Genomic DNA, 21902 nt, shown 5'->3' on the forward strand with positions numbered 1-21902 from the left:
TATACTAGATTAATGTTACCGAAAAAACGCCTAAAGATAAAGCCAAATGGCTAAAATTTCCCGAATCTACAAAAAAAACGCATCCTTTTCTCCCTATTTTGGGCTCCAATCGTTAAATTTCCCAATTCTCAAGCGAATTAGTATAATTAAGTTGAAACAATTCACAATAATTTATTGAAGATAAGGGAGGTTTTTATATGATTGAAGCCTACAGAGATTTCTGGAATAATATTCTGAATTTTTCGGGGACTGCAAATCGGCCCCAGTACTGGTGGCCAATTATTATTAACTATATTTTAGGCGGTCTGATTATTGCCCTGCTTCAAACGACGTTGGGTCATCCCCTTAACGACATTTACAGTTGGCAAGACCTTAGCGTAAATTCCATTGTTCAAGTGGTTGCAATTATTGTGTGGTTAGGGACCTTATCACTTCGGATTCGCCGGCTCCATGATTCTGATCATTCTGGCTGGTGGGTCTTAATTGATATCATTCCAATTCTCGGAACGATTTGGTTCTTCATCTTAATGATTTTACCATCCCGGCCAAACCGTTGGGAAATGTAAGCAAGGGTTAATCATGGAACCTGTAAAAAAGCCTTGAAACAACTGAATTCCAGTTGTCTCAGGGCTTTTTTGATTTATATGTTAATACAATTCCAAATACTGATCCCGTTCCCACTGGGAAACTTGGGTGCGGTACGAGTTGTATTCCATGTTTTTGGCGGAAATAATTTAACGTTTCATAACTTCTCATTAGGACTTAGAATACTTATTTTTAGCTAACTTTCCTTATTCATGTTTCGCTAGTCCTTGTTATTTCCCACAGAATTGTGGGAAGTTTGTGGGACGTAATATATAAATGCTAATTAGGTATATTATTTGTCTTTTGCGGTTTATCCAGAAAACTAATTGATATCAGAAAAAAGAACAAGAACGGACAACGAGGTAACTAATACAAGAAATAACATCCTTACAATGGTAAATCCATCCATTAAGCAATCTATCTGTTTCGTGGGTCATGTTCACCAGTGGCCGCTTCCATTCCTTCAGCAGTGACAACGATTTGTTTGCCAAATACACGATATGTTCCTTTAGGCCACTTTTCAGGAGTATGGTAAATCGATGTACGAACATAAGCGTCATTTTTACCCCATATCTGCGCCGCTTCCTTTGCGCTCAAAATATTAGGATCATTTAAATCAATGTGCATAGTTATCACCTCATCATATTGTAGATTGCTAAAAGTAGTGCCAGAATCGCTAAGATTAATCCGATATTAATTTTGGTAGAATTTTTCATTTTAATCACCTCATGATATAATATACGGAAATAAGGGTTTGAGTTTATCACTCTTACCCTTTTCCGATTAGCGTTTGAAGATAGTGGTTATCACATTGAGTAAGAATGACAGGACTCCAATCCAAAACGTCACGCTTGCTTTCACCTCATCTTTTGAACGCTTTTTCTTGTGCTTCGGTTTATGGCTCATGGTTATCACCTCCCTTAGCACACTTTTATAATAACACGGTATAGTGTTATAATCAACACTTTATCGTGTAATTATTGCAATAAAATAACCCCCACCCGAAATTAATCGAGTGAGGGATTAATATATGTAGGCCTCTTGGCGACCAAGCACAAGAGGGCACAGAAAAGCTACCAAGACAATCTATTAGCCTAATAGATTTATGTGAAGAAGCCAATCTCCACAAATCTCTCTAACTGTTATTATAAGGTACCATATTTTAAAATCAACTGATTATCTCAATTTGTAATAAAATTAATAGTTCAATGATTTGTCAACTCATTTATTTTAATATTTTTTCTGTTACAATATGAACAGGCGACATTTTCAATCGCCTTGCCAGCGAAATGGTCGCCTAGAAGGAGCCTCTCTTCGTTGAAACAAATCTCTCGTTTCATCTTTTTATACGTAATATTACCACTCGTAATTAATTACGTCTCATCTGTTCTTTTTTAGGATAGCATGACAAACTATAGGACGCAACCGATGCGTTCGGCCCCCGGAACTTAGCCAGTTTAGGGGGCTCTTTTAATTACAGCAAAAAGCCCCCCACTCAAAATTAATCGAGTGAGGGGCTTTAGTATGATGGATCAAGAGAGTTTTGCTACTTATTGAGAGAACATGAACGTATCTACGTGATTGCGCCATAGGTACACTCATATAGTACTTCGATTTCATTTTCTGAACAACTATTTAGACTCATTTTTAATAACAAAAAACAAAGCAGCCCTCACGTCCTGTGAGAACCACTTTGTCCTATAACCATCAACATGAAAAGATAATCGATAAAACTTGGATTTCGCTTCCTAACAATAACATTCTATCTTTAATCTCTTGTGTCAGGCAAGCATATAGACTTACTCTTTTTCAGCAGCGCCTAAAGTGATAGCGTCTGCTTTAGTAATGGCGCCGATCTGGTACATCTTCATGACAAAGTCCGATGACGTACCGCCGACTGGTGCGCCAGTAGTAGCTTGGCAACCGGTATAGTCTAGATCATCTCCAGGCCGCAACGGGTTACCGATAGTGATGTTTCCCCAGTTAGGTGTGACATCTACTGTCGAGGCCTTTAAAACGTTGATTTTTAGCGTTCCAATCGAAAGCATAAGCACTGTTTGAGGCCAACCTAGGCCATACGAAATCGGCTGACCACTGTAGACGTTATACCCACTACCGTAGCCAAAACCACCTTCGCTTACCGTGTTGGCGGTATTTATAAGGGTTGCTCCATTATCAAAACGCGCTACCCATGGGTTACCACTTCGATCTAGTGAAAAGGAGCTCGGCGCACGTGTTGGTTTGGTTGATGGTTTTAAACTATCCAGCCAGTCTTGCTCTGTACCTGTGAATCCGTTCGCTACGGCGATATCATACGCTGACTTACCATCTTGTCCAGATATCCCTTGAGTTCCCTGAATACCCTGTAAGCCTTGGGGGCCTTGAAGTCCCGTTGCCCCAGAGAAGTCCGTCAAGAAGTTAAAACTAGATCCGTTCCAACTAAAAAGCTTCGAGTTGTCAGTGTCCTCAACATCCGATGAGATCATGACGAGGTCGCCGTCTGTCAAGCCAGCACCAGCGCTAGCCGTCATCTCTGCTATAGAAGAAAAGGTTTTAGTGATAGACATGGCCTTTCCTTGTGGCCCTTGTTCGCCTTGGATGCCTTGTGGGCCTTGAGCGCCTGTTTCACCCTTTGGCCCAGCATCCCCGGTGTCACCTTTCAGTCCGTGAACCGAGTTGGCAAGAAAATCTGCGACTGTTTGACTGGTTTCATTTTTCAGCTTCTCAAACTCTTGGATAAACGCTTCGAGGGTCAGTGACGAGATGACACTACCGCTGATCCCCATTGAGTTCGCATTGATACTAAGGGAGATAAATCCCCGATCGGGAAAGATAGATTCACCGGTACGGCTAGTGATCCATAGCTCTAAGTCGTACATCCCCGGTGGTAGTTGGGTTAAGCTACCAGTGGAAAAAGTGAAGCTGTTGGATTTGTCATCAAAACTGGCCGGATACCGGCCCACAAAGCCATCGCTATTTTTGAGTTTTACCTCGGCAGACTGTCCATCAGTTAAAACAACCTGCATTCCATTTTCGATTGCACTAAGTTCGATACTCGTCGCTGTGTCACCGAATTTAACGCTTTCGCCTGTAAGTAAGCTGAGAATTTTCATCTCTACCACCCCCTTTATTTTGTGTGTCCAGTTGCTCCAGTAGCTCGTTAATTCGACCCTTAAGCTCACCGATTTGCTTAGTAAGCTTGTCAATCACGCCGGACTGCTCCTTTATGGTCTTGGATTGCTCCTTGATCTGCTGCGACTGGGCTGTGATCTGACTGGTTTGGATTTTGATTTGAGCCGACATAGTGGAGATTTTAGTATCCTTCTCCCCAATCAAGTCGAGGTTCTTACGTGCTTCATCCTGCATATCTTGCACGGTTTTAATCATATCTTGAAGCTGGCTAAAAATTAGGGACTGATTGCTAGTATCAGCAGTTTGGCTCTTCTGTTCATAAGTAAACCAACCGGCAATTACACCACCGGCTACAGTCAAGAAGGTCGTGATGATACTAGTCCACTCCATCTGGCTCACCTCCTGCCCATGCTTCAAGTGCGATTCGAATCGTTACCACTAGCATGAGATACGTCAAAAGGTTTACATGACCATGAATTTCATAGTCTTGCAACCAAAATGACAACGTATAGATGAACCATACGCACTCACCTATCCCGTAGCACCATTTAGTCAGCGGTGCCAAGTCAAACAGCGCTACCAGAGCCATAAAGGTACCAATGATAATCAGGCCCACCGCAAAGGGCGGGTCGTCGATATGACTAGCAAGTGTATTTAGCAGGTCCGGCCGAGCAAATTGAAATGCGTTAGTGATGAAATAAGCTCCGAGCAGAATGGTTTCAAACCTAGTTACTAGTAAAAATCGATTGGCACGAATTGAAGCGATAAGCTGTTTCTTCATCTCGCTCACCCCTTGTACTCAACAAAATCCTTGTTTGCCGTTACGTAGGCTTCTTGCGCCTTGTCACTTCCTACGAGCGTCTTAAGCCGGTAGATGTCACCATACTTAACTGGAACAGCGTAAAACTGCGATCCCTTTGCCCACCGGGTGTGTTTGCTTTGCTTAAAGGCTTTATCTTGGTAACCCCAGACCATCTTCGACTTCACTTGATATAAGCCCGCCTTGCCCCAGTAGCTGTCACTTTCACTTGGGGACGGGGATGAAGTAGACGTGCCCATCAACGAACCATCAAAGTCATAGCTTGCGTCTACCCCGTAAAAGTTATCGGTAAATTGCCAGGCGTTTGCGTGGTCCACCCCCGGCTGGTCCACGCCGTAGGAAGCTACCCAGATATGTTTATCAGCAAGCAGGTTATAGTCAACTCGCTTACTCTGCAGCCAGCTAGATGAGGTATAAGTGATAACATGCTCATAGCCATTTTTCTTCAAAATAGCGATAAAAGCATTGACTGAGCTAGTCGTGCTAGTTGGCAAGTCACTGGCCTCCACGTCAATCGCTAGCACCGTAGTCTTGTCGAGTCCAAAGGCTTGCACCTGCTTTAAAAAGTAGTTAGCTTCAGCCGTTGCTGCACCATGGAAGAAGTGATAAACGCCCACTGCCCCAAAGACTTTAAGGCCATTGGAAACCTGTGCCCCAGCCTTAGGATTAAGATAGTTGGTTCCTTCCGTCAGCTTGACCATCAAGCCCCTAGCGCCGTTTTTATATAGGTTTTGGAAGAAAGATTGAGTTGAGTCTTGGTAGCTTGATACATCGATTACGATTTTTGACATGCTAGTCATCCCCCTTTGCAGGTTCATCAGTGACAACTTCAATGGTCTTGTGGTTATCTCCTCCAGTGGTCTTGTAAGCCTGGTAGGCTTGCTCTACGAGGGCGCTAAGTGCTGATACATCCACTTTGTACCCGTTCTTTTGGAGCTGGTCGTTCACAAATCGAATAGCTTCTTTCTTGCGGTCACTACCCGATAGGTCTTGCATAACCGCCATTTCTGGCACGATAGCATCCGATAACTTCAATCCCAGTTCTAAAGCGTTCTTAGTCTTTTGGCTCGTGGCTGATTCTACCTTAGTGGTTACAATTGGGCGCACAAACTTATACAAGGCTGCAATTAGGGTAACTAAAAAGGCGACTAAGCTAGCCGCCGTGGTTCCATCAACAATATTCACAATAAATTCCTCCAATTTTATATATAAAAAGGACAACTTCATTATCAAGTTGTCCTTTTCGAGTATGTTATTTACACATTATTCCTTTGTTGTAGTAGACGCTTCAGCATCCAAACCATCCTGAATTTCATCTGCTTTATCTTGAAAATCATCTCGATCCTGTCGAACTGCCGGCTTATTTGTATCATAGACATCTGGGAGTAAAACGTTCATAGAAATATTTGCATAACTTTGATCAGCCGAAATATTCGTTGTGAAAGTTGCTACTCGTTGTCCATTGATAAGCGATTCACCGTTAAGCGTAATTGATTGTGCCGTAGTTAAAGACATAATATTCTTCCTTCCTTTATTGTTCTTCTTCAAAATCAACATCTAGTGCGTTACATAAAGCATCGTAAATAATTGCATCGTCGCCGGAAAGTTCAACTGAACAATTCATCAAAATTCGCTGAATATCACTTTGATGATCAGTATAAGTTGGTTGGTCAATTTCTACTTTTTCATTCAGTAATTTATTAGTTGCTACTTGAAACTGACCCATATCCGTAATCCGATATTGATCACCAGCCACAATAACTGGATTGCCATTTTCATCCCGTGCTACATACTCCTCCAGAAGAGACTTTTGCGATTTTTCTAGGATTTTAATTGGACTTTTAAACATTTTGACAAAACGTGTCCGCGCAATAGACTCATACCCAGTTAACGGAATTTTTTGCATTAGTTCGACCGCTCCAGCTAAATATTGGTTCTGTAGAGTTAATTTCATTAGTCATCCTCCGTAATTTGATTGTTCTCTGCATTTATCTTGACTAGTACGGCATTGGGATAACCTGCGGCGCCCCCTTGAATCGAATTAAATTCTTCCTTAGTAAGTCGTATCATCCCATGTTGATTTGTATGAGGAGTAGTTAGATTGTAGGAAATTGTATAAGGATCTCCATCGCTTTTAGGAAATACCACATTAATTACTGTAATTGCTTCGCTTACACTAATGGTTATCACTCCTTAATTCATAAACCTCTTTTTCTAGTTCCAAGACACGTCTAAAAAGCTCTTGGACATTTAAATGTTCAAGAGCAGAAATACGATCATAATTAATGCCTTCAAGCTGTCCATCTGCTCCGCGTTCAACTAGCATTTCTAACCCAGCATATGCAAGGTCCTCAGCAATAAAGCCTAGGTAAGGATTGAGCTGAGGTGTTCCAAAACTATCGGCCATCCCATTTGTCATTTCATCCACGATCGATTCTGTTTCTGCCTTATCATACCAAGTTTTAGCCTTAATATTTAATAACGCATGTGCCAGTTCGGAATCATTAAAATCAGAAATATTTATTTTATACTTTGATGCTGAACTGGACCTAACTAAGGCACCGTCTGCGGCCACATAAACATTTGCAGAACTACTTGCTGTTCGCGTATAGATCGACGTTGCATGAACGTAGTTACCGCGTAATTCTACTCGGTTTCCTCTGGAATTTCCTTTTCCGTCCGTACCAACACGAATAGACGGTGAATCCTTCCAAAGACTAACTATAGAATCCATGGGTGTGCCACCGACCATAACAACACCCCTATCAGCTCCGCCGACCCTTGTTTGACTCCACGTTCCATCATCATTTTGACCTGCTGAAATTCCGGCAAATGTTTCTTGTCCCATATCAAGTATAGAGGGTGGATTAGCACTGTTATACATTGCAATAAAATTACGCCCAATTAGACTAGAAGTGCTAAAGCTTCCACCTGTCACGGCGTTTTGAATAGCGAAATATGGTGAAGCTCGCAGACTAAAAATATTAGGATCTGTAAATTGAAGCTGTCCGCCCTGAAGTAACACACGTGAAGAACTATCTGCTACGGAAACATATTTGCTATCAATATTGATATCAATACCATTATCTGCCGAGTGGATACGCCCCTTTTGAAAGGTTACAGTCCCTGTACTCAAATTAATGCTCAAATTTGCACCACTAATTGTTCCTGTAGTAATATTATTCGCATTTAAATTAATCAAGTTAATAGTTGCGGCATCAATGGTTCCAGCTGTTAACTTAGAGGCTGATAAATTACCAATTTGTGCATCCCCGATTGTTCCACTTTTAATAGAGACACTGCCATTTAAAATAATTTTGTTACTATCCAATAGAATGGTATTACCATTCATATCAAATATTGAAGTCGTCCCATCTGCATTGGAAACCCTCATTTGAATATCATCAATAGTTGCTAAAATATCCGTCTGACTTGCCGTATCAGGGTGATAAGCTACTGAAGACTTCCCATGATTGATAATCGGGTTAATCATGATAGCGTGCACATGGGTACCTCTTAACCAGTATTGTATACCCACATACTTTGCTCCACTAACCACTGCTACGTCTTCAATAGTACTAGTAACCCACGCCTCTTTTGCAGAACTTAATGGTACTTGTATGTCCTTATTACCAATACGTGTACCCGCATCATTATAATAGGCAACTGTAGCACCAACACTGGCATCACTTGTACTATCTGCATAAATTTTCAATGTAACTTGTGCTGAATAAGCATTATACGTAGCATCTACATCCGTACTAATGAGTGGTAAATGTTTAGATTCCCCAAATTCAAGTCCTCCGGTATATGTTCCATTATAATTCACCGCAAATCCCGGTGATCCACTCCCTGTTGAAACAGCCGCCGTACTTAAATATGCTTTTCCAAACAAGTTCCACCCTTCGGCCTTATTCGCATAGGATGAATTATAAACATAATTACTACTGCCAGAATTAGCTATAGCAACTCTCCAAGCACTATCAATTTGTTCGACAGTACTTTCATTTGCCTTACCTGCAACGGTGTCTTTTAACACGCCCACAGAATCATTCGCTGATTCTGCAGTTTTGAAAGCATCCGCTGCAGAATTATAAGCGTCATCGGCTTTGTTCTTGGCATCCTGTGCATTTTGTGCTGCTTCATTTGCTATATTAGCTGCTTCTTCGCCACTAACATCTGAAGCCTTAAGTATCCATTCTCCATTCTCATAGATGTACATTTCGGTTTTCCCGTTAACATCTTTGTACCAAACATCATTTTCTTTAGGATTTGTAGGCGTTTCTGTGCCAGTAAAAACATAATTGCCTCCGCCAGCTGCCAAGTGTCCTTGAATATCGTTAATAACTTGATGAAGTGTACCCTGATAAGAATATCCAGATTCATTAGTAACCGTTTCTGATGTTGATGAGACTGCTGATAGTGAGCCGTCAAACGTCAGTACATAACTGTTATTTAATGTCAGGAAGGTGTTTCCTTTTGTGTCCTGTATCTTTAACCAATCTCCAGCCTCAACAGCTGGGTTACCAAACCAATTGAGAGTATAAGGATAAAAAGACAGTCCTTTAACCATGTTAAAAACATTGTCCAACAAATCTTGAGTCATGGAATTGTTCGTCAGAGCTACTTGAGACCCGGTTGTTACTCCAGATTGCAAAGTTGCTGTTGTGTCGCTTGCAGAAGCATCATCCCCAAGGACGGTTGTTGTTACGGAGCATGAGATTCCAGACAGATTATAAACCGACTCATTCTTGGTTAGTCCTTGAAATTCATAATTTTCTGGTGCGATCGCAAAAGTATCATCACTTAACGATCGTAGTTCTAATTCTCCTGAACGGTTAAAGGTAACGTACCCCGCAATAAACTGGGCTAGCATCCCCAACGCATTACGATAAGTCTGACCAACAATCGGAGCAATATCATTGGTAGCTGGTAATCGTTCTACATTGTTTGTGTTAACAGATACACCTGCTGCATTAGCAATTTCTAAAACCAGGTCTTTTACAGAATGTTTATTGATTCCGTCAATTGGGACGTAAGTACCTTCTAAGTAAGCCATTTTATCTACTGCAGTTAGTGTTGTTTGCTCAGCATTACGATCCTGCTGAATCTCATCCGAAATAATAAAAACCCCAAGTGGCGCATATTCAAACGTTCCATCAGAAAGTTGAATACCCACTTGAGGCTTTAAAACATCGTTCTGTTTTAGGCCTTCTTGAAGGTCAGCAAATACTATCTTGATTGTATTCTCAAAAGTTGATCCTATTCCAAAGGCATCCCCTGTGAAGGCCGCGGAATCATACTCAAGACTAACCACATCTTCTGCTGTAAATGTAGTTTTATCATTAACGATTAATTTTAAGCTTAGTACCCGTGTATCTCCAGCAAACGCCTGATTAAACGCATCTGATTGTTTTAGCACTTTATCGCCTCCCTATTGTTCAATGAAGTCACACGATAAAGATTGCCACGCCATTGATTTCATATTTTCATTCCACGAATAGGATGGCGATGTTCGATCACCAACATAGAACGTTTTTGTCACTTCTTTACCTTCTTGACCATCTAAATAAGTACATTGAAAAAAGGGCTCCTTAATTGCCGTTAGAATCTGACTTAACTGTTCTATAGAAAGCGGACCCCATTGAATGGTCAACTTTCGTTTAACAGCAACACGGTCACGAGTTAATTTTCCCGCAGCATTCCGGGTTGATTTACCATCGATATCATTAACAATGAATTGATACTGCGTTGGGGTCGGCAAGGCGGTCCCGTTGACGGATAAAGCATAAGCCATCCTCTTTCATCTCCTGATTTATAAATCTAGCATTTGACGTCCATTTTTACGATTAAATGAGTTAATTCCATTTACTGCATGTTTACCAAGGGTTTCATCGCCAAGCTTGACGGTAATCTCAATGGGTTGTTGAGAACCTTGATTCGTTTGATGATCCATTTGTTGATTAGCCATAGCCACGCTAATGGCACTCATTAACGCTTCCTGCAATCCAGCTGTCCCATTGCTGTGTAGCAATGCATCAGAATCCTGCGGGTTAGATTGAATATCTGAGGGTGCAATTGTACTTGAGGTAACCATAGAATGCGGCATAGTAATTCCATCGCCAAAGTTCTGTTTCATATACCCCATGGCCTGTTGCATAAGTTCTAATGCCCGTGACGGTTGACTGAGTGGCAAAACAATTTCCGGTGTATTTTCTTCAGCTAAATTATAAGTACCAGCCTGATTAACAAATCCACCATTTTTAAATCCAAGATGTAACCCCTTGAGGGAATCAAGGATGTTAAACCCACTATTTTTACCATCAAACAATGAACCCGCCGCTTTTGAAGTAGCATCCGTAGCCTTCTTAGCAGCACTGTAGGCAGCCTCAGCGATTTTGCGTGCTTTTTCTTTGGCCTTATCAAATGCCTCTTTTAAGGCTTTATGCACCATGTTAACAGCACCGTCTTCTAAAGAAGATACCCCACCCTTGGCAACTGCAGTTCCTAAGTCTGAACCATACCCTAAGTTAACAAATTGACCAACACCTTTTTTGATAACCTCCATTGGATGTGAAGCATCGTAGCTAATATTACCGGCAATCCCTCGAATACCATTGATAATATCCTTAATACGATCCTCAACCGACTCAACTGCACCGCCGATAGCATTTGAAAATCCTGAACCAAGTCCACCAAGTATGTCTCCAAAGTTTGGCATAGAAAAATCAAAATTACCAAATAGCCCATTAGCATAGTGTGGCAACTTAGCGGTTGCCTCACGATAGGTCTGTTGTGCATTCTTAATCCGCGTACCCTTAGGTAGATAAACCATCATGTTACGTTGTGCTGGGAAGATCCCTTGTTTACCATTTGGTAATTGATAGGCCTCACGGTAATGACTAGCATTTTCATCATTTACCATGGCAAGGCCACCCTGATGGTGTCCGCCCTGTGCAAAATGAGGGACATCCCAATAGGACATTCCATCAGCCATTCCATGGGCGCCAACCTTATCTAGAATCCATTTAATTCCTTTGATTACACCATTAACAGCTTTCCCAATTGTACTTAGAATGCCGTTGGCAATATCGGCTGAGGCACGTTTGATAGCGTCTACCCCATTTTTAAGTCCACTGGCAATTTTTCCACCGAGACTACCGGCCCACCCAGTAATTTTCTTACTAACTGATGTAATACCTGAATGGACCCAACCACCAACCGTTTGTCCAGCCTTGGATGCCGCAGACTTGCCACTCGAAATATGGGAACCAATATAAGAACCAAGTCCTTTAGACCAGGTCTGGATTTTTGAATTAATTCCCTTAATACCAGAATGAACCCAGCCACCCACACTGCTACCGGCCTTGGATGCTAAAGATTTTGCACCCGACGAAGCTGTATGAATTAGCGAACCTAATCCTTTAGACCAAGATTTCACTTTGGAATTTACGGTAGTGACTCCGGTATGGACCCAACCACCAATTGTTTTACCAGTCTTAGAGGCCAATGTCTTAGCTCCTGAAGAAGCTTTATTAATAAGTGATCCTAAATCTTTAGACCAACTCTTGATTTTGGAGTCAGCAGTTGTGACCCCTGTATGAACCCATCCGCCAACCGTTTTACCAGCCTTTGAGGCTAGTGACTTAGCACTCTTTGCAGCATCGTTGATGTCCTTACCGAGGTTCTTAGACCACTTTTTAATAGTAGTTGAAGCATCTTTAACCTTATCAGATACCCATTTACCAACTTTACTTCCAGCATCTTGAGCAGCCTTCTTACCACTCTCAACTTTTTTACCAATATTTTTTCCAATATCTTTAGCCCAACTAACAGCATTATCAAGGGCCTTTTTACCCCATTTAAGGATGGCCTGCCCAGTTTTTGTGTCTTTTAGGAACCAGTTAGTTATGCCGGCTACAGGATTAATAATAAGTAAAGCAACGTCTTTCCAATTTTTCTTTAGCCAATCTAAGGCATTGCCAGCCCATTTAGAAACGTTTTTGCCTAGCTTAGTATCCTTTAAAAACCAATCAGCAATACTACCTACTGGATTAATAATAAACTTGGCAACATTTTGCCAATTATTCTTAAGCCACTTGATGGCATCTCCCATCCATTTCGTAATGTTGGTATAAATACCATTAACAAAATCACGAAATTTCTTGTTGTGGGTATAAAGAACAACTAAACCAGCAACGACTGCGGCAATAGCAGTTGCAATCAGCCCAATTGGATTAGCGTCCATCGCTGCGTCTAGGATGACCTGACCAGCAGCGGCGGCTTTACTCCAAATCGACCAATCTTTGAAACCTTTAACTAAATTAACGACGTTACCTGCAGCAGACTTTAACGATGACCATTTGACAGAAACAAGGTCACCAGCAACAGACGCACCGTCTTTTAGTTTAGTCCACGATGTAGAAGCTAATCCCTTGGCCGTTGATGCACCATCTTTCAACTTCCCCCAAGAAACACTAGCTAAATCACGTGAGTACCCCCAAAGATCCTTAACATTTTCCACACCATCTTTTAAATCGGAAATACCCGTTATCTTACCAAAGAATTCCTTTAAAACACCCTTTTTACCGTCTAAACCTTTACTTTTAGTTAATAGATCTTCAACAAGGGATGTCCCTTTACTGAGTCCCTTAAAACTAGTTTTAATTACAAACATAGTCGCTAAAACCTTAGCAAACGTTTGAACGGCTTTTTGATGTTTATCAATCCATGATGATAATCCCTCTAAAGCATCCGCAATCCCTTTTAATGCACTAATACTTGATCCTCCAGTAAAACCCGCTATAGGTTTTAAGAAGGCATCAATAAGTGATTTACCTAATGGTGCTAATGCCTTTAGAACTGAATTGACTACCTTAATCGCACTTGAAAGCAACTTGAAAAAAGTAGGTAATGCGTCGGTAATAGTAAATTTAGCTAATGGCAAAAGAACATTTTTATATGCCCACTCTATTGCATCCCATACTGTCTTATCCAAGCCTTTAATCGACTTAAATAAACCTTCTATAGACTTTAAAAGTGGTGTAAAATCCAGTTTTTTAGCCCACTTTGCCGTTGCATCAGCCATATCGCTAAGATGATCAAATATATCCTTAAAAATTTCAAGAATAGTGTGTAAAATACTTTGTCCAGTCTTACCGGCATCCCAAGCTTTTTTGAATTGGCCAGCTAAGTTTCCGATAGTCTTACCAACACTACCCGAAATTTTGAATATGTCTTTAAAGATCCCAGTTCCAACAGCGCCTTCTTTCCAAGCCGCTGTAAATGAACTTACAAAATCATCAATGACATCTAAGACTTTCTTAATAGCATCTAGCCAACTACCAAACATCTTGGTTCCAGTTTCGCCTTGATTCCATGCATCGTGAAACGAATCTGCAAAAGTTCCAATTAATTTACCAATCTGTTTAGCAATATCAATAATGTCAGAGAATATTTTTCTACCAATATCTCCAGCGTCCCAGGCTTTCTTAAATGAAATAACAATATCATCCAAATCACGTAGTAACTTACCAATATCATTAAGCCACGTTTCAAAAAGCTTAGTGCCTGCATCTCCTTCATTCCACGCTTTACGGAACGAGTCTGCAAAATCGGCAATCGTGTTATTAATATCGGTAAATAGTTTTAACAGGTTTTGGGCGATTCTTTCACCAGTTCCGTCGTTCCATGCCTTTCGGAATGATTCTGTAATACTGCCTAACAACTTTAAGATTGAATCCAGCATCACAAAGATGGATTTAATATATTTATCACCGGTACCATGATCTTCCCATGCATCAGCAAACGCTTTGGCAACGTCACCCAGGATGTTGATAATATTAGCGAATAATTGTAATAAGTCTTCTAACGTTTGAACGCCAAGCTTGCTATCCCAGATTTTAAGGAAGGATTTTCCAATATCACCAATTAACCGTTTGATTTCATTGAAGGCATACTTCATAGCATCTAAAACAACTTTACCTTTAGCATCCCATGCTTCTTTAATTGGACGATATAGGTCAGCTAAGATATCCCGGAACTTTTTAGCCGCATCGCTTGCTCCACCAAAGGCTGGGCTAACATTGCCCAATGCCTGTTGAATTCCATCTAGATCTTTAGCTGCATCATCCAATGCATCAGAAAGTGATTTTGTTTCTTCTGGAGTAAAAGTCTTTAAGGCTTCGTCTTCTCCGCTATCAGAAATAGTATCTTTTGGTGTATATTCTTCCAGGTCTTGATGATGAGCTTCTTTAGGGGTGTAATCAGGAATTTCTTTGGAAACGTCCAGCGTGTTAATTTCATCAAAGCCCATGAGATTATTCTTATAATCTTGGTACTTTTTCTTTAGTTCATCGATACGTTCCTTTTGCTTCTTGTTATATTCCGCAACCTCATCATCTGCACGTTTATTAGAAGCTCGGATAGCATCATTAGCCTGTTCAACAGCTTTCTTACGCTGCTCGTTAGCTGCTTTAATAGCCGCATTCTGTTCCTGAATAGCTTTCTTACGGGCAGAATTACGAGCTTTTATTTGCGCATTTTCTTCTTGAACTGCCTTTCGACCCGCGTCATTTCGAGCTCGAATAGCGGCATTTTCAGCTTGAACGGCTTTCTTAGCAGCTTCGTTAGATGCACTACTAGATCCGGAATCATCTCCTAAGGCCTTAGCCTGTGTGTACATTTTATTTGCACCAGCTCGGGCCGTAGCATCACTCATACCAAATAACGAGGCACTGAACTTTGCTAACCATCCAGTCGCTTTTTCCAAGACCTGCATAAATTGATTAATCCATGGCATTACTGTGGAATATAGTGGATAAAAAGCCGCAATTAAGTTTGCCTTAATTTGGTTCAGACTGTTACTAAACTGCTTGTTAGTCTTAAATGCATTAGCAAAACCTTCAGAAAGCTTAGTTAATGCTTCAAATCCCACCCCCCATACCAAAAATTGAGCAGGTAATGACTTAATTCCACGAGCCAGTTCCGATAATTGACTATCAGATTTCTTAATCCCTTTGTTCATTTTATTTAACGAACTGTTGGAACGAGATCCTAAAGAGGCCATAGTGCTAGATAGACTACGGGCTTTATGACCCATATCATTCATGCCACTAGAACCACGCTTCAGCATGTAAGAAATTCCAGATAATTTTCCAATAGCAGTGGCAACTCCTTTAAGAGCTGTCTTAGTTTTGCTTGTAGATCCGTCTAGCAAACTAAATGCTTCCCGTGATCGCTTAGCAACCGTAGCGCTTTCGGACAAATCCGTATTGACTTTTGGAATTGCCTTACCGAGTTCCCCATAACGATCCTGTAATTTGGCGTACGCTTTATTTAGAGAATCAGAAGAATTAATCGCTTTGCTAACCTTTTTCTGTACCTTCTCAATTTCTTCGCCAATTTTTCGAGAATCATCGGTTTGAACATTTTGTTTGGCCCCAAACCCCTTACCGGATTCAAACTTCATCGCATCTTTTTGTTGGGCCTGAAGTTCTTTAATTTTTCGTTGGTAACTGCCAATTTCGGCTTCATTATGATCCATTTGCTGAGCAATCTTTTGAAGCTCTGCTGGAATCTCCTTATACTCGTCCTTCATAGAACGAGCTAGATCCTTAGCCGCATTCAGGCTCCGGACCATTTTAGCTTGCTCACTAGCGGCCTGTTCGTTGGTTCGTGTCGATGTCTTATAATCTCCACGATCGGCAGCTAATCCACCAAGGCTCTTGAGGTTCGCCATCCGTTCCTGTGCAGCCTTTGCCTGTTCCATTTTGGCATTGATATCAGATACCATTGAATCCACGTCTTTACCCACGCTTACGCGCATCTTGTGCATGTTTTTGGTAATGCTATCTGTTCCACTCTCAGATCCTTGATTCATAGATTTCTCGAATTTCTCAAAAAAACCAGCCGTTTGATCCTGCATTTTAGTGAATGATTCAGAGAACTTTTCAGTTAATCCAGATAAATCAATACTATTAGTTGCATTATTAGATTCTTCCTGTACGGTCTGTCCTAAACCACCTAATGTCTTATTAAATTTCTCTTTTAATGCGTCTAACTTGGGCTGGATAAGTTCAGTATTCATATCAAATACTACTTGTAGCGTCTCTAAATCCATGATTACTCACCCCCCTGTGCCCTCTTGGCATTATTAATTTGTTTAATGGCTAGCGCCTGCTTAATAAACTCAGCCTGATCTTTTTTCCATTCAGGTGTGGGTTCGGCAATCTCTTTTTTGGTGGTAGCATCGTTCAAAAATCCATACATCTTATCAACGGATGGCATTTTATTAGGCTCATTAAAAGCAAACGCTAATAGCTGCGACAACCGATGGTCCATTACAGCTCGTTCCTTCAATGCATCCTGATGCTGTTTTTTTATGGCAGCTGATTGGATGGTGATTTCATCAAGCGTCATATCCCAATACTCTGTTGCAGGGATGCCTGCATTAACTGCTAGTGGATAGAGATCCCTCAACATTTCCGATACGGTATCATATCGCTTGTTGCTTAGATCAGACTGTCCTCGTCCGGATCGTCGTTGTCCAATGTCACTGGTTCTTCCTTCTGGTCGTCCGAACTCTTCTTCCCGAAAAAACCTGCTTCGGTTACCAGGTCTGTTAATGTAGTAAATAATTCAAGCGTTGTGTTGCCCTCGTCTAACCAAGCTTGAAAATCATCCACTAGCATAGTATCTGTCACACCGTGCGTTTGATTAGCGCCTTGAAGTACAACCAAAATTTCATTAGTAGGTGGAAGTTGGATTTGCCCATTACCACTCATAAACAGTGACATAATGGACTTCTTTAAGCGCTTTTCAATGTTAAGAATGGCCTTCCCGTCAAGCCTTAACTCTAGTTCGTGCTTGCCAAATTGAAATTTCATTCCTGCTGTTTTCTTAGATGTCATAGTTAAAATTCCTCCATGTAATTTCTGCACATAAAAAGCCGCCCCATTCGGTATTGTGTATTTCATTGGCGACTAAAGATTGCTTACTATTTAGTTGTTTTTGAATTATGGACCTTGGTTAATACATTAACCGTATCTAAATCGGCTGCCTTTAATTCGGCCTTAGCGGCTGAAATCGGTGCTTCAGATTCTGAACTAGGAGGGATTACTCGCTCCAGTTGTTGGTGACTGGCTGAAATCCGGCCCATCTGATACTGACACCGTCAGCGTATAGGTAAGCGCCGCATTAGTTGCTAAGGCAGCTACCTGAATGGAGAATGATCCCGTAAAGGTGGCAGTCATTCCATCTGGGTAAGTAATTCGCCAGTTATATTGCTTTCGGTCATTGGCCTTAGGCTGAATAGCATTCCATGATGGCCCTTTATACTGCACAGTAAAGGCCATAGATGAAGCAGCCTGGATCCCTTCCAATTGCTTAGCCCGTGTATCCGCTAATGTCGTTACATCAATTTCCTGTGGCGCTCCACCTACAGCAGGTAACGCCTTGACATCAGCAACTACCGTGTAACTCGTTGTGTTCCCTGGTTCAGCAATTTCTAGCTTTGATCCTGTACCTACTAATCCTGGTGTAGAGTCAACATAAGTATCTGCAAACCGCTGTAATACCATAGGTACACGATAAATAGTATTGCTTAATAAAGATTTCATAATTAAATATTCCCCCTAATTTTAATGAGCTTGATAAACATGATTATTTGTATTATCAACCACGCCTATCAACGTAATAATGGCACGGTTAAAGCCTGCCTGATTGGCTTGCTGAACTGTCGCCTCAAATCCGATTTGAGCAAACTTATCAGTAACTTCATCCACAATGAAAGTTAAACTACCCTCTTGAATAAAGATATCAATAACAATTTGCCAGTTTGTATCTGTCTCCACATTGTCTCCCGTTCTTACATACGTTGAACGCCGTGTTTGATAAACAGCCATGGGAAACACGGTTATTTCATCCGGATAGGCCGAACGAACGGATCTTAAAGCTGAAATAGACTTTAGAATCCGATTCACGTCAACATTCACGTTATAAACCATCGGTTAATTCACCTAACTTCTTATGAACACGATCCTTAATGATTTCTGGTGCCTCTTTACCTGCTTCTTGAATGGCCGGAGTCATAAATTGGCGAGCTGGTTGCCCGTTCGTTCGATAGTACTTCTTACCATTAATCTTAATGATTGGCATACCATAAATAGCATTAAGATCACTATCAACGGCATTCACTGGAATGAACCACGGATGTTGTGTATAAACAGGATTAATACCGTCTGGTAAGACTTTTTCAGAAGCCTGTCCCACCAATCCAGTACCAAACTCACGATAAGTGGCTACTGGATCATTTGAAAAAAGGCGGCCACGTATATGACCGTCTTCGTCTTTAACTACTTCATAATGTAACGATCCTGCTAACTCTCCTGTGCTGTGTTTCATGGACGATTGCAGCTCTCTGACTACGATTTGATCGGCTTCTTCTACAACATCAAAATTTGCATCCCATAAGGCATCATCCAGCTCATCCGGAAGTAATTCCAACTTGCGCATCAATCGATCCAGACCTTCTACCTTAATTTCCGGCATGTGTATCTACCTTCTTAATTAAGACGTTCAAGTGATCTGAGTAAGTTGAAATAGAGATAATCTTATAATCAGGATCGTCAGCATCCTTACTAACCATTACACAAATCCCATCATTCTCATTGATTCCTTCAATAATCTGTTTACCTTGATACATAAGGCTTTTCATATACGTTAAGTCATTACCATAAATAGCCGCATTAACAGATCCACCAGCAGGCTGCATAGTTACTTGTAGAGGAACAGCGCTCCCCCATGAATGAATAGAATTCCCTTCATCATCTGTTCTCAAGATTCGGCGACGTAAATAAACAGTCCGCTGGCCGCGCCTTGCTAGTTTCATTAGTGAATCTCCTTAAACTTAGTCACACGATAATGGTTCAATGACTGTTTAATGTTTTGAGGGATGCCAATCTCGAAGTAACGATTGACGTTTCCCTCATTACGTTGGGTTTCACCCTCGGTATCTAATCGATTATAAGCAACGACGGCTAGTTGTTTTGCATAAACAGTCATACTGCCAATTGGTTTGTCACGATTCGTATAATCAAGAACTTGCGCTAAGGCATCAGTAAAAAGGTCTTGAATTAACAGGAAATTGTTTGAGTCTAATGGTATACCTAAGCGCATTGCCAATGTCTTAACCTGATCATCCATTCCTTTTCCTCCTTAATTAGACGCTTTAATCGGAGTTGCTTGGAAGACTTCATTAGCCCCTGGGAATGATGGTAGAGCAACCGCAGTAGCCTTTTCCCAGGTGCCAACTGGATCTTTTGTATCCGTATAAATGGTAGCGAAGACATTCCCATGAGCACTTTTTTGCACTGCAGGGTCGCCCGCCAATCCAATTTCTTCTGGCGTTGGTCCATAAAGTTTTTCACCAAGGATGTCGTCTCCCATTAAGACCAACTTATCTTCTGGGAAATAACGCTTAGTAGTGAGTACACCTTTGGAATCTTCTTCACGATACTTACTATCATAAGTCCGAATAACTGGTAATCCTTGTGCCTCCATGAAAGCATCTAAGTCACCTTGACCTAATGCACGGGTTGACGTACCGTATACGGCCTTTAAGACATTAGCATTTTGAGTAAATAGACGGTAAATCTTGCGTGAAGTAAGAATTCGCGTTGCGGAGACATCCATAGAATCGACCCACTTGATTAAATCATTAATTGGGTCAGCGGAAGCATTATCCCAAGTTGTCCCATCTTTACCCGTCAAGTCGGCTTGATGTGACTCAGGAACCTGATAGTCAAAGTCGTATTGTTCTTGTGTATCAGGATTGATTACAGATACCTTTCCTGTAGCTAAGGCATCCATGGTCATCTTTTCAACTTGTGCGTACACACCTTGAACCAACTCATCAATATCATCATAAACACGGTTCTTAAGATAGTCTGCTTCCTCAGCGGTACGAGGGTTTTGTAATGCAATTAAGTCATCTTCTTTGATTTGCATCTTCCGCTTAATCAGTGCCAACTCAAGAGTGCTTTTACTTGCTTGGCGACTGCCGATTTCGGCTTCAGCATCAAATGCGGCAACATGTGCAATTACCGGTGTCCGGTTTCCCGCATATACTTGATCCAACTTTAAACTATTTACCCGTCGTGCTGGAAACAAGCTATCGCCCAAAAATGTTGGGAATTGACGATCGCGTACATAATCTAATACTTGTGGTGTCGAAAACATGTTAGCAATCGATGCAAATCGTTGAAGATTCATTGAAACTTGCTTTTTCATCATTAATTTTTTCCTCCTAATTATTTTGCTTTAGATGCATTATCAGTAGCAGCTGCCTTTTCCGTCTGCATAGCTGCACTAGATGCACCAGACCCATCATCGCCAGAGTCACTAGTGGTATCATCCACAAAATGAATTTCTGTCATGGCAGTCTTGGCCTCAGCTGACACTTCAACTGGTAGGCGTTGTCCAAGAACCCATGCAGAACGTAAAACGGCAACGTTAGCTGGGCCATTAGTTAAATCAACATCATTATATAAAAGCCCCTTTGCGGTACCATCATTTGCGGGTACAGGAGTACCTGCAGGGATGATCTTATGACCTTGGTCATCAATACTTGCTAGCGCATTATCTGGATCGAGCATCATAGGCAAGCTAACCACATGTGCGGATGCTAAGAAATTAACTTCTTTAACGTCCATTCTTTTTCCTACAAACATAATTGTTCCTCCTTAGTGAGTCTCCCAAAGGTTTTGACCCTTAGGAGCACGATTACCATTACGTCGTTCAGCAGCAGTTTCACCCGCAGTTTTGCGAGTTCCATCACCACCAATGCTTGGAGCATGTGCGGATAAAGCTAATTGCCGATCCACGCCCTCTTTAACGGCCTGACGATAGGTACCAGTGACAGCTTGATAAACGTCAGGTAAGGTGCTCTCATCCTTAAGCGCCGCACTAAATACATCAGCTAAACCAACTGGTAACCCATCCTTGGCTAACTTGTTAACGACCTTAACGTGGTTCTCAGAGACCGTAAGCTTTTCTTCTCGGTCAGTGAGTTCCTTTTCACGTTGGGTAACATCATATTCATGCTTCTCATCGTCCGTCATCTCGTCATACGACTTTTGGGTGTCCAATTCCTTCTGCCATTTAGTGTGCAGGGTATCAGTCACCTTATTCATCTTTTTATCAAACCAACTGTCTAACTCTGACTGGTCCTTAAAAACAATTTGATGAGGATCATTTTCCTGTTCACTTTGATTTTCTTGCTCTGCATCAATACCCGCACCATCAGCACCATCATTACCCTCGTCAGCAAACCGTTGAAGCCATAAACCTACAATTTTCTTCATTA

The 21902-nt window shown here is 41.3% G+C and carries 22 protein-coding genes; 1 reads left to right on the forward strand and 21 read right to left on the reverse strand.

From position 1 onward, the window contains the following. The first annotated feature begins 197 nt into the window (after window positions 1-197). Window positions 198-566, forward strand: a complete 369-nt coding sequence (locus DCM90_RS01835; protein ID WP_109249654.1) for a DUF805 domain-containing protein — start codon at window positions 198-200, stop codon at window positions 564-566. A 436-nt stretch (window positions 567-1002) separates the two neighbouring features. Here DCM90_RS01835 and DCM90_RS01840 read toward each other — a convergent pair whose 3' ends face one another. The 21 genes from DCM90_RS01840 to DCM90_RS01945 all read right to left on the reverse strand — a co-directional run bounded on the left by DCM90_RS01840 (window position 1003) and on the right by DCM90_RS01945 (window position 21900). Beyond that, window positions 1003-1212: a helix-turn-helix domain-containing protein gene (locus DCM90_RS01840; RefSeq protein WP_109249655.1), complete on the reverse strand. Its 210-nt coding sequence runs from the start codon at window positions 1210-1212 to the stop codon at window positions 1003-1005. A 1172-nt stretch (window positions 1213-2384) separates the two neighbouring features. After that, on the reverse strand, window positions 2385-3698 hold the full coding sequence (locus DCM90_RS01845) for a collagen-like domain-containing protein (protein WP_109249656.1): 1314 nt from the start codon (window positions 3696-3698) through the stop codon (window positions 2385-2387). After that, window positions 3661-4107, reverse strand: coding sequence for a coiled-coil domain-containing protein (locus DCM90_RS01850; protein WP_109249657.1), 447 nt, complete (start codon window positions 4105-4107; stop codon window positions 3661-3663). Before DCM90_RS01850 ends, DCM90_RS01845 begins: the two co-directional genes overlap by 38 nt. After that, the gene (locus tag DCM90_RS01855) at window positions 4094-4498 is read right to left on the reverse strand and encodes a hypothetical protein (protein ID WP_109249658.1); all 405 of its coding nucleotides are present in this window, start codon (window positions 4496-4498) and stop codon (window positions 4094-4096) included. Before DCM90_RS01855 ends, DCM90_RS01850 begins: the two co-directional genes overlap by 14 nt. A gap of 5 nt (window positions 4499-4503) precedes the next feature. After that, window positions 4504-5328, reverse strand: a complete 825-nt coding sequence (locus tag DCM90_RS01860) for a GH25 family lysozyme (protein ID WP_109249659.1) — start codon at window positions 5326-5328, stop codon at window positions 4504-4506. Window position 5329: 1 nt separating this feature from the next. Beyond that, the gene (locus tag DCM90_RS01865; RefSeq protein ID WP_165815170.1) at window positions 5330-5722 is read right to left on the reverse strand and encodes a hypothetical protein; all 393 of its coding nucleotides are present in this window, start codon (window positions 5720-5722) and stop codon (window positions 5330-5332) included. 78 nt (window positions 5723-5800) lie between these two features. Further along, window positions 5801-6052 (reverse strand): hypothetical protein, encoded by a 252-nt coding sequence (locus DCM90_RS01870; RefSeq protein WP_109249661.1) that lies wholly within the window; start codon window positions 6050-6052, stop codon window positions 5801-5803. A 16-nt stretch (window positions 6053-6068) separates the two neighbouring features. Further along, window positions 6069-6491, reverse strand: a complete 423-nt coding sequence (locus DCM90_RS01875) for a DUF1617 family protein (RefSeq protein WP_109249662.1) — start codon at window positions 6489-6491, stop codon at window positions 6069-6071. 222 nt (window positions 6492-6713) lie between these two features. After that, the gene (locus DCM90_RS01885; protein WP_109249664.1) at window positions 6714-9959 is read right to left on the reverse strand and encodes a hypothetical protein; all 3246 of its coding nucleotides are present in this window, start codon (window positions 9957-9959) and stop codon (window positions 6714-6716) included. A 12-nt stretch (window positions 9960-9971) separates the two neighbouring features. After that, window positions 9972-10334: a DUF6711 family protein gene (locus DCM90_RS01890; protein WP_109249665.1), complete on the reverse strand. Its 363-nt coding sequence runs from the start codon at window positions 10332-10334 to the stop codon at window positions 9972-9974. An 18-nt stretch (window positions 10335-10352) separates the two neighbouring features. Then, window positions 10353-16658, reverse strand: a complete 6306-nt coding sequence (locus tag DCM90_RS01895; RefSeq protein ID WP_109249666.1) for a hypothetical protein — start codon at window positions 16656-16658, stop codon at window positions 10353-10355. Window positions 16659-16660: 2 nt separating this feature from the next. After that, the gene (locus DCM90_RS01900) at window positions 16661-17020 is read right to left on the reverse strand and encodes a hypothetical protein (RefSeq protein WP_109249667.1); all 360 of its coding nucleotides are present in this window, start codon (window positions 17018-17020) and stop codon (window positions 16661-16663) included. A gap of 29 nt (window positions 17021-17049) precedes the next feature. Further along, window positions 17050-17448 carry a DUF6096 family protein gene (locus DCM90_RS01905; RefSeq protein WP_109249668.1) on the reverse strand — a complete coding sequence of 133 codons (399 nt, stop codon included), beginning with the start codon at window positions 17446-17448 and terminating at the stop codon, window positions 17050-17052. Between the two features lie 195 nt (window positions 17449-17643). After that, a complete protein-coding gene (locus DCM90_RS01910; protein ID WP_225365935.1) occupies window positions 17644-18117 on the reverse strand; it encodes a phage tail tube protein in 474 nt (157 codons plus the stop codon). 60 nt (window positions 18118-18177) lie between these two features. Then, window positions 18178-18543: a hypothetical protein gene (locus tag DCM90_RS01915; RefSeq protein ID WP_109249670.1), complete on the reverse strand. Its 366-nt coding sequence runs from the start codon at window positions 18541-18543 to the stop codon at window positions 18178-18180. After that, window positions 18533-19087: an HK97 gp10 family phage protein gene (locus tag DCM90_RS01920; RefSeq protein WP_109249671.1), complete on the reverse strand. Its 555-nt coding sequence runs from the start codon at window positions 19085-19087 to the stop codon at window positions 18533-18535. Before DCM90_RS01920 ends, DCM90_RS01915 begins: the two co-directional genes overlap by 11 nt. Then, window positions 19074-19427 carry a hypothetical protein gene (locus DCM90_RS01925; protein ID WP_109249672.1) on the reverse strand — a complete coding sequence of 118 codons (354 nt, stop codon included), beginning with the start codon at window positions 19425-19427 and terminating at the stop codon, window positions 19074-19076. The genes DCM90_RS01920 and DCM90_RS01925 overlap by 14 nt, the downstream gene beginning before the upstream one ends. Continuing rightward, a complete protein-coding gene (locus DCM90_RS01930; protein ID WP_109249673.1) occupies window positions 19427-19741 on the reverse strand; it encodes a phage head-tail connector protein in 315 nt (104 codons plus the stop codon). The genes DCM90_RS01925 and DCM90_RS01930 overlap by 1 nt, the downstream gene beginning before the upstream one ends. A gap of 12 nt (window positions 19742-19753) precedes the next feature. Next, on the reverse strand, window positions 19754-20830 hold the full coding sequence (locus DCM90_RS01935) for a major capsid protein (protein ID WP_109249674.1): 1077 nt from the start codon (window positions 20828-20830) through the stop codon (window positions 19754-19756). 17 nt (window positions 20831-20847) lie between these two features. Then, window positions 20848-21267 carry a hypothetical protein gene (locus DCM90_RS01940; protein WP_191981019.1) on the reverse strand — a complete coding sequence of 140 codons (420 nt, stop codon included), beginning with the start codon at window positions 21265-21267 and terminating at the stop codon, window positions 20848-20850. A gap of 12 nt (window positions 21268-21279) precedes the next feature. Further along, a complete protein-coding gene (locus tag DCM90_RS01945; RefSeq protein WP_165815171.1) occupies window positions 21280-21900 on the reverse strand; it encodes a DUF4355 domain-containing protein in 621 nt (206 codons plus the stop codon). Window positions 21901-21902 lie beyond the last annotated feature (2 nt).

It is taken from the genome of Levilactobacillus bambusae (assembly GCF_003124125.1).
GTDB classification, from domain to species: Bacteria; Bacillota; Bacilli; order Lactobacillales; family Lactobacillaceae; genus Levilactobacillus; species Levilactobacillus bambusae.

What these genes read in the sequence shown, in the direction of transcription:
- DCM90_RS01835 (WP_109249654.1), top strand. Translation starts at nt 198, where the DNA reads ATGATTGAAGCCTACAGAGATTTCTGGAATAATATTCTGAATTTTTCG.
- DCM90_RS01840 (WP_109249655.1), bottom strand. Translation starts at nt 1,212, where the DNA reads ATGCACATTGATTTAAATGATCCTAATATTTTGAGCGCAAAGGAAGCG.
- DCM90_RS01845 (WP_109249656.1), bottom strand. Translation starts at nt 3,698, where the DNA reads ATGAAAATTCTCAGCTTACTTACAGGCGAAAGCGTTAAATTCGGTGAC.
- DCM90_RS01850 (WP_109249657.1), bottom strand. Translation starts at nt 4,107, where the DNA reads ATGGAGTGGACTAGTATCATCACGACCTTCTTGACTGTAGCCGGTGGT.
- DCM90_RS01855 (WP_109249658.1), bottom strand. Translation starts at nt 4,498, where the DNA reads ATGAAGAAACAGCTTATCGCTTCAATTCGTGCCAATCGATTTTTACTA.
- DCM90_RS01860 (WP_109249659.1), bottom strand. Translation starts at nt 5,328, where the DNA reads ATGTCAAAAATCGTAATCGATGTATCAAGCTACCAAGACTCAACTCAA.
- DCM90_RS01870 (WP_109249661.1), bottom strand. Translation starts at nt 6,052, where the DNA reads ATGTCTTTAACTACGGCACAATCAATTACGCTTAACGGTGAATCGCTT.
- DCM90_RS01875 (WP_109249662.1), bottom strand. Translation starts at nt 6,491, where the DNA reads ATGAAATTAACTCTACAGAACCAATATTTAGCTGGAGCGGTCGAACTA.
- DCM90_RS01890 (WP_109249665.1), bottom strand. Translation starts at nt 10,334, where the DNA reads ATGGCTTATGCTTTATCCGTCAACGGGACCGCCTTGCCGACCCCAACG.
- DCM90_RS01895 (WP_109249666.1), bottom strand. Translation starts at nt 16,658, where the DNA reads ATGGATTTAGAGACGCTACAAGTAGTATTTGATATGAATACTGAACTT.
- DCM90_RS01900 (WP_109249667.1), bottom strand. Translation starts at nt 17,020, where the DNA reads ATGTTGAGGGATCTCTATCCACTAGCAGTTAATGCAGGCATCCCTGCA.
- DCM90_RS01905 (WP_109249668.1), bottom strand. Translation starts at nt 17,448, where the DNA reads ATGACATCTAAGAAAACAGCAGGAATGAAATTTCAATTTGGCAAGCAC.
- DCM90_RS01910 (WP_225365935.1), bottom strand. Translation starts at nt 18,117, where the DNA reads ATGGTATTACAGCGGTTTGCAGATACTTATGTTGACTCTACACCAGGA.
- DCM90_RS01915 (WP_109249670.1), bottom strand. Translation starts at nt 18,543, where the DNA reads ATGGTTTATAACGTGAATGTTGACGTGAATCGGATTCTAAAGTCTATT.
- DCM90_RS01920 (WP_109249671.1), bottom strand. Translation starts at nt 19,087, where the DNA reads ATGCCGGAAATTAAGGTAGAAGGTCTGGATCGATTGATGCGCAAGTTG.
- DCM90_RS01925 (WP_109249672.1), bottom strand. Translation starts at nt 19,427, where the DNA reads ATGAAACTAGCAAGGCGCGGCCAGCGGACTGTTTATTTACGTCGCCGA.
- DCM90_RS01930 (WP_109249673.1), bottom strand. Translation starts at nt 19,741, where the DNA reads ATGGATGATCAGGTTAAGACATTGGCAATGCGCTTAGGTATACCATTA.
- DCM90_RS01935 (WP_109249674.1), bottom strand. Translation starts at nt 20,830, where the DNA reads ATGATGAAAAAGCAAGTTTCAATGAATCTTCAACGATTTGCATCGATT.
- DCM90_RS01940 (WP_191981019.1), bottom strand. Translation starts at nt 21,267, where the DNA reads ATGTTTGTAGGAAAAAGAATGGACGTTAAAGAAGTTAATTTCTTAGCA.
- DCM90_RS01945 (WP_165815171.1), bottom strand. Translation starts at nt 21,900, where the DNA reads ATGAAGAAAATTGTAGGTTTATGGCTTCAACGGTTTGCTGACGAGGGT.